Consider the following 6,233-nt stretch of genomic DNA (forward strand, 5'->3'; position numbering starts at 1 on the left):
AGCCTGCTCGCGATGAGGGCATAACATTCAACATCTTTGTTGGCTGTTACACCGCCATCGCGAGCAGGCTCGCTCCCACAGTGATTTTGGGTGTGACGACTATCCGCGTCGATCCAGCAGATTCACCACCAGCCGATCCACCCATCCCCAAACCCTTTGCTTGACCCGCCGCCACAGTGGCCGGCTTTGCCATGCCTCCAGGCTCACTTCCTGGCTCTGCGCAAAGTCCTTCTCGAAACTCGCCACTACCGCACGCGTCAACCCTGGGTCCAGCGCTTCAAGGTTGGCTTCCAGATTGAAGCGCAAATTCCAGTGATCGAAATTGCATGAGCCGATGCTCACCCAGTCATCGATCAAGACCATTTTCAGGTGCAGGAAACACGGCTGGTATTCGAAGATCTTCACCCCGGACTTGAGCAATCGCGGGTAATAACGATGCCCGGCGTAGCGCACCGACGGGTGATCGGTGCGTGGCCCGGTCAGCAGCAGACGCACATCGACGCCTCGGCCGGCAGCCCTGCGCAATGAACGGCGGACTTTCCAGGTCGGCAGAAAGTACGGCGTGGCCAGCCAGACCCGCCGCTGACCGCTGTTCAGCGCTCGAATCAGCGATTGCAGGATGTCGCGGTGCTGGCGGGCGTCGGCATAGGCCACCCGCCCCATCCCTTCGCCCATGGACGGCACCCGTGGCAGACGCGGCAGGCCGAAGTGCGCCGCAGGTCTCCAGGCGCGGCGATGGCGGTTGGCGATCCATTGCCGGTCGAACAGCAGCTGCCAGTCGATGACCAAGGGGCCGGTGATTTCCACCATCACTTCATGCCATTCGCTGGTGTCTTCGCCCGGCGTCCAGAACTCGTCCGTGACGCCCGTGCCGCCGACCACCGCCAGACTCTGATCGACCAGCAACAGCTTGCGGTGATCGCGGTAAAAGTTACCGACCCAGCGCCGCCAGCTCAGGCGATTGTAGAAACGCAGTTCCACACCCGCCGCCATCAGGCGCTGACGCAAGGTCAGGGTGAATGCGAGGCTGCCGTAGTCATCGAACAGACAGCGCACACGCACGCCGCGCTCGGCGGCCTGCACCAACGCCTGCACCATGGCCTCGGCACAGGCGCCCGCTTCCACCAGATACAACTCCAGCTCGACCTGTTCTTCGGCGCGGGCAATCGCGACCAACATGCGCGGGAAAAACTCCGGGCCGTCGATCAGCAGTTCAAAGTGGTTGCCTGCACGCCAGGGAAAGATTGCACCGGCCATGTCAGCGCGCCGTGAAAATCAGTACCGCACCCACCGGCACCGACAGGCTGATGGCCGACAATCCAGCGACCTTGCGCAAACTTTCCAGGCCCGGTGCCAGATCGAAGTCTTCGGCATTGATGATAATCGGCTCGAGGGTCACCACCTGGAAGCGCCGGTCATCGAGACGGGTCGCCAGCAGTTCGGCGTTGTATTCGTGGGTTTTACCGTGAAGGTTGACGGTCAGCGGCAAGCGCAGCTCCAGTTGGGCACCGGGCGCGAGATCGCTGATCGGGCGCAGATCGATCTGCGCGGTGATCAGCGCTTCGGGGAAGGTCTGGATCTCAAACAGTTCCTTGCGCATGCGTTCGTCGCGCAGCGGGATGCCGCTGTTCACCGACTCCATCTCGACTTCCACCTCGGCCAGGCCCTTGGGGCTGACTTTGCCGTGCAACACCAGGAAGCGCTGCACTTCGGAAATGTTGGCGTTTTTGGTGCTGATGAAGGACAGCCGAGAGGACTCGCCATCGAGATACCAATTGGCCTCGGCCGACAACGAAGCGCCGGCCAGAAGCAGGAAGGCGAGGGTTTTGGAAAGGGACCGCTTGAACATAGAGACTCATGGGGCAAATAAACCTGAGCGAACCTTAACCGCCCTGAGGCAGGTTGCAAACTCTAATGCCACAACAGCCCTGCACTACAAGTAATTCCAGCGTGTTCAGGGTTGCAGGCGGCAGCCTTGGTGTTCGCCGATCCATTGCGCGCTGTTGCTGCGGCCCATGCCGCTGACGGTCACGCGCTGGCTGGCGGGGTCATCGGTGAAGCCGCTGGTGGGCAACCACTGCTTCACGTAGCGGTGGCAATACTCGGCGTCGTTATTCATCACGTACCGGCACGAGCAATATTCCTTGGCGGTGTAGCCGCTGATGATGTCGGGAAACGCCCACAACGCCACTCGCTCCTGCCAGATCCATCCGAGCAAGGCTATCAGCGCTACTAACATCAGCGCGCTGAACGGTCGGCGACGAACAAAACGGTGGCGGTTCATGGCTGCACCTTCCCGGCAAAGGCCTTGAGCGCGAGCTTGAGCAATTCGTTGTGCTGATAGATCTCGTCGCGGTCATCGCCGTAGCGCACGATCACCAGCTGTTCGCCGGGAATCACGTACATCGCCTGTCCCCAATGGCCCAAAGCGGCAAAGGTGTCGGCCGGAGCATCCGGCCAGGGTCGGGCAGCGCCCTCCACCGCGCGATTGAGCCACCAATGACCGCCGGGGACCGCATCATCCTGATTGGCTTGATAGCGGGCGAAGGGTTCGCGGTTGAAGGCGACCCAGTCTTTGGGCAGCAGCTGTCGATCACCCCAACGACCGTCACGCGCCATCAGCAGGCCGACGCGCGCCAGGTCCCGGGCGGTGAGGTAGGCATAAGAGGACGCGACGAAAGTGCCCGTGGCATCGGTTTCCCAGACGGCATGGCGAATTCCAAGCGGCTCGAACAATGCTGTCCATGGATAGTCCGGGTAACGGGCCGGACCGACGATGGTTTTCAGCGCGGCGGCCAGCAGATTGCTGTCGCCACTGGAGTACCGAAAGGCCTGGCCTGGTTTGGCGTACTCAGCGTGATCGGCGGTGAACGCCGCCATGTCGTGATGACCCAGGGTGTAGAGCATGGCGACCACCGAGGACTTCAACGGGGCGTATTCGTAGTCTTCCTGCCAGTCCAGGCCTGAAGCCCAGTGCAACAGGTCGGCCAGGGTCATTGCCGGGTGTTTCGCCAACGGCGGGTAAAACTGCACCGCTGGGTCCTCAAGTTTGAAAAGGCCCTCGCCATAGGCCACACCCAGGACCGTGGCCATCAGGCTTTTGCTGATGGACCAGGTCAGGTGCGCGGTGTCGGCCGTGGTCGGGCCGGCGTAGCGTTCGTAGATCAGTTGGCCGTCGCGGATTACCAGCAAGGCATCGGTGCGGATGCCTTTTCGATTGGTGTCATCGCGAGGCGGGAAGGCGTAAGTCTCCAGGGCTTGAAGTGCGGGGCCGGAGACGTTCGGGCCGGTCGACCATTGCTCGGCGGGCCAGGTTTCGGCGTGGGCCGTGAGGCTGAGCAGCAGCGTGAAAATCAGGGGCAAGCCTTTGAACATGGCGGGGGCTCGGCGGGGTGGGCTTGCTGAGCCTAGTCGAGGTTGATGACAGTTTTGGAATGTGTGCTGCCTATGCGGCCGCCTTCGCGGGCAAGCCTCGCTCCTGCAGGAGTTCGCGATCCAATATAGGAGCGAGCGGTGCGGCGATCCGACTTGCCCGCGAAGAGGCCTGTCAGATCGCCGCCAACGCCTTGGCCAATCGCTTGCCTCTGGCCCCCGCCGCCAGATCCATCACACTCTGATCACGCTGCCACATCGCCGCCCAGTGCTGCGGGCCATCAGCCAGAGCCTCGTTCAGCTCAGCCTTGAGCCCCTCGAATTGCGCAAACAATCCCCCCAGCAGCACATGCCCGGCCAGATTGTTCGGCGCCTGCCGGCTGACTTCCGCGCACCCGGCCAGCAGCGCCAGCAACCGCAATTGCAGGGCCTGCGGCCAGTCACTGTCCTGCCCCACCCCATACAGCCACGCGGTCATCGCGCTCAATACATAGATGTCTTCCAGCGTGCGGAACGGTTTGACGTAGGCATCCCAGCCATCCCCCGCGAGTAGTTCGCACTGGGCGTTGTCCAGAAACAACCGACCGTGGCTGATGTCCGGCATCAGCGCGATGGCCGGGAGTTTTTCCAGGCGCACGCCCGGTTCATCGGGATAGACCACCGCCAGACTCAAGCGCGGCGTTTCGCCGGACGCTTCACTGCGCGCGGCAACCAGCAGCCAGTCGGCCGCATCGCCAGCGGTGACGAAATCCTTGCGCCCACTCACGCGTAAATCGCTCAGACGCGTCTGCATGTCCGCCACCCGCAGACTGCGCTGTTCGGTGGCACACAACGCGCCGAGGCTCAGCGGCGCGCTCGGCCAGAGCATGCGCAGCGCCGCCTGATAGCCCACCAGAAACGCCAACCCCGGCGTCGACATCAAACGCCCGCCGACCACCGCCAGTTCCAATGGCGTGACCGTGCCCAACGTGTGCAACAAGGTCGCGAACCCCTCCGCCAGGTCCGGGTTGACGGGCAGGCGATCGCGGCGATTCAACAGGTTTTGCCAGGGCATAAGAGGCTCCTTGTGGGCTGTCATGTAAGCATCACCAAAGCTTCATGGCGATGACACCGGGGCTACATAGCCTGACTTTGCACAACACGGCTGCATAAAGAAAGTCGATCGGCTTTAACCCAAGACGGGTTGACCAGCCCGCACGGAGATTCCCATGACTCAGATCGCCCGCATCAGCGACACCGGCAATGAACGCCGCCTGCAAGCCGAACGCCTGGTGGGCGCCGAGGCCTTGCAGGAAGCCCAGGCCTTGCGCTTCAACGTCTTCAGCGGCGAGTTCAACGCCAAGCTCAAAGGCGCGGAGTTGGGTCTGGACATGGACGACTATGATGTTCACTGCGCCCACATTGGCGTGCGTGACTTGAACACCGGGCGCCTGGTGGCGACCACCCGTTTGCTCGATCACACGGCCGCGAGCAGCCTGGGCAAGTTCTACAGCGAAGAAGAGTTCAGCCTCCATGGTCTGGTCCACTTGAAAGGCCCGATCCTGGAAATCGGCCGCACCTGCGTCGACCCGGCTTATCGCAACGGCGGCACCATCGCGGTGCTCTGGGGCGAACTGGCCGAAGTGCTGAATCAGGGCGGCTACAGCTATTTGATGGGTTGCGCCAGCATTCCGATGCAAGACGGCGGGATTCAGGCCCACGCGATCATGCAGCGTCTGCGGGAACGTTATCTGTGCACCGAACACCTGCGGGCCGAGCCGAAAAAACCGCTGCCGGTCCTGGACCTCCCGTCCAACGTGATCGCCGAAATGCCGCCGCTGCTCAAGGCCTACATGCGTCTGGGCGCGAAGATCTGCGGTGAGCCGTGCTGGGACGAAGACTTCCAGGTCGCCGACGTGTTCATCCTGCTCAAGCGCGACGAACTCTGCCCACGTTATGCCAAGCACTTCAAGGCGGCAGTCTGATGAGCCGGTTGCGGGTGTACGCGCGGATTGCGCGAGTGCTGGTGGTGGTCGCGCTGGGGTTGAGCATGGCCAGCGTGTTCGGGCTTTTCGAGCGGCTGGGCATTGCCCATTCGATGGTCCGCCGCCAACGCTGGTCGCGGTTTTTCATGGCGCGGTTGAGCAACGCCCTGCCCTTTCGCGTGACAGTTCACGGTGAACTGCCGAAGGAGCCGATGCTTTGGGTCAGCAATCACGTGTCGTGGACCGACATTCCGTTGCTGGGCATGCTCACGCCAATGTCGTTTCTGTCCAAGGCCGAAGTGCGCACCTGGCCGGTGGCCGGTTGGTTGGCGGCCAAGGCCGGCAGCCTGTTTATCCGTCGCGGCTCGGGTGACAGCCAGCTGATTCGCAAACAGATGACGCGCCACCTGGCGCAGGCACACCCACTGCTGATGTTCCCTGAAGGCACCACCACCAATGGACGTTCGTTGCGTACCTTTCATGGTCGCTTGTTGTCAGCAGCGATTGATTCTGAAGTGAAGCTGCAGCCGGTGGCGATTCGTTATCTACGTGACGGTGAACTCGACTCACTGGCGCCGTTCATTGGCGATGATGATTTGCTGTCGCACTTGATGCGGTTGTTCGCCAATGATCGCGGGGAAGTGGAAATCAAAGTGCTCAAGCCGATCGCTTGCGAAGGCCGGGAGCGTGCGGCGCTGGCGTTCGAGGCACAGCAGGCGGTGCAGAAGTCGTTGTTTGGGGCCATCCCTCAGGCGCAATCGGAACCGCTGCGCCCCGCGATCGCGGCGTGAAACAAATTCCCTGAAGAAACACCAAAAACCTTGTGGGAGCGAGCCTGCTCGCGATAGCGGTTTTAAATTCAACAATGATGCTGAATGACACACCGCTATCGCGAGC

At 62.0% G+C, this 6,233-nt stretch carries 7 protein-coding genes; 2 read left to right on the forward strand and 5 right to left on the reverse strand.

What is annotated here, in order from left to right; translation table 11 throughout:
* Nucleotides 1-99 precede the first annotated feature (99 nt).
* From QMX98_RS31260 to QMX98_RS31280, 5 genes are all read right to left on the reverse strand, one after another.
* Nucleotides 100-1,257 (reverse strand): phosphatidylserine/phosphatidylglycerophosphate/cardiolipin synthase family protein, encoded by a 1,158-nt coding sequence (locus QMX98_RS31260; RefSeq protein WP_077749544.1) that lies wholly within the window; start codon nucleotides 1,255-1,257, stop codon nucleotides 100-102.
* A 1-nt stretch (nucleotide 1,258) separates the two neighbouring features.
* The gene (locus QMX98_RS31265) at nucleotides 1,259-1,849 is read right to left on the reverse strand and encodes a YceI family protein (protein WP_010462496.1); all 591 of its coding nucleotides are present in this window, start codon (nucleotides 1,847-1,849) and stop codon (nucleotides 1,259-1,261) included.
* A gap of 105 nt (nucleotides 1,850-1,954) precedes the next feature.
* A complete protein-coding gene (locus tag QMX98_RS31270) occupies nucleotides 1,955-2,284 on the reverse strand; it encodes an amidase (RefSeq protein ID WP_221108591.1) in 330 nt (109 codons plus the stop codon).
* On the reverse strand, nucleotides 2,281-3,375 hold the full coding sequence (locus tag QMX98_RS31275) for a serine hydrolase (protein WP_282411912.1): 1,095 nt from the start codon (nucleotides 3,373-3,375) through the stop codon (nucleotides 2,281-2,283). The genes QMX98_RS31270 and QMX98_RS31275 overlap by 4 nt, the downstream gene beginning before the upstream one ends.
* Before the next feature lie 172 nt (nucleotides 3,376-3,547).
* Nucleotides 3,548-4,426, reverse strand: coding sequence for an acyl-CoA dehydrogenase family protein (locus QMX98_RS31280; RefSeq protein ID WP_145307451.1), 879 nt, complete (start codon nucleotides 4,424-4,426; stop codon nucleotides 3,548-3,550).
* Between the two features lie 154 nt (nucleotides 4,427-4,580).
* Here QMX98_RS31280 and olsB point away from each other — a divergent pair, with 154 nt between their 5' ends.
* Together olsB and QMX98_RS31290 are read left to right on the forward strand one after the other, a co-directional pair.
* Nucleotides 4,581-5,336 carry an L-ornithine N(alpha)-acyltransferase gene (olsB, locus tag QMX98_RS31285; protein WP_010462503.1) on the forward strand — a complete coding sequence of 252 codons (756 nt, stop codon included), beginning with the start codon at nucleotides 4,581-4,583 and terminating at the stop codon, nucleotides 5,334-5,336.
* Complete coding sequence (locus QMX98_RS31290) at nucleotides 5,336-6,127, forward strand: lysophospholipid acyltransferase family protein (protein ID WP_077749548.1); 792 nt, start codon at nucleotides 5,336-5,338, stop codon at nucleotides 6,125-6,127. The genes olsB and QMX98_RS31290 overlap by 1 nt, the downstream gene beginning before the upstream one ends.
* Nucleotides 6,128-6,233: the final 106 nt, after the last annotated feature.

Source organism: Pseudomonas sp. PS02303, assembly GCF_029959925.1.
Classification (GTDB): Bacteria; Pseudomonadota; Gammaproteobacteria; order Pseudomonadales; family Pseudomonadaceae; genus Aquipseudomonas; species Aquipseudomonas mandelii.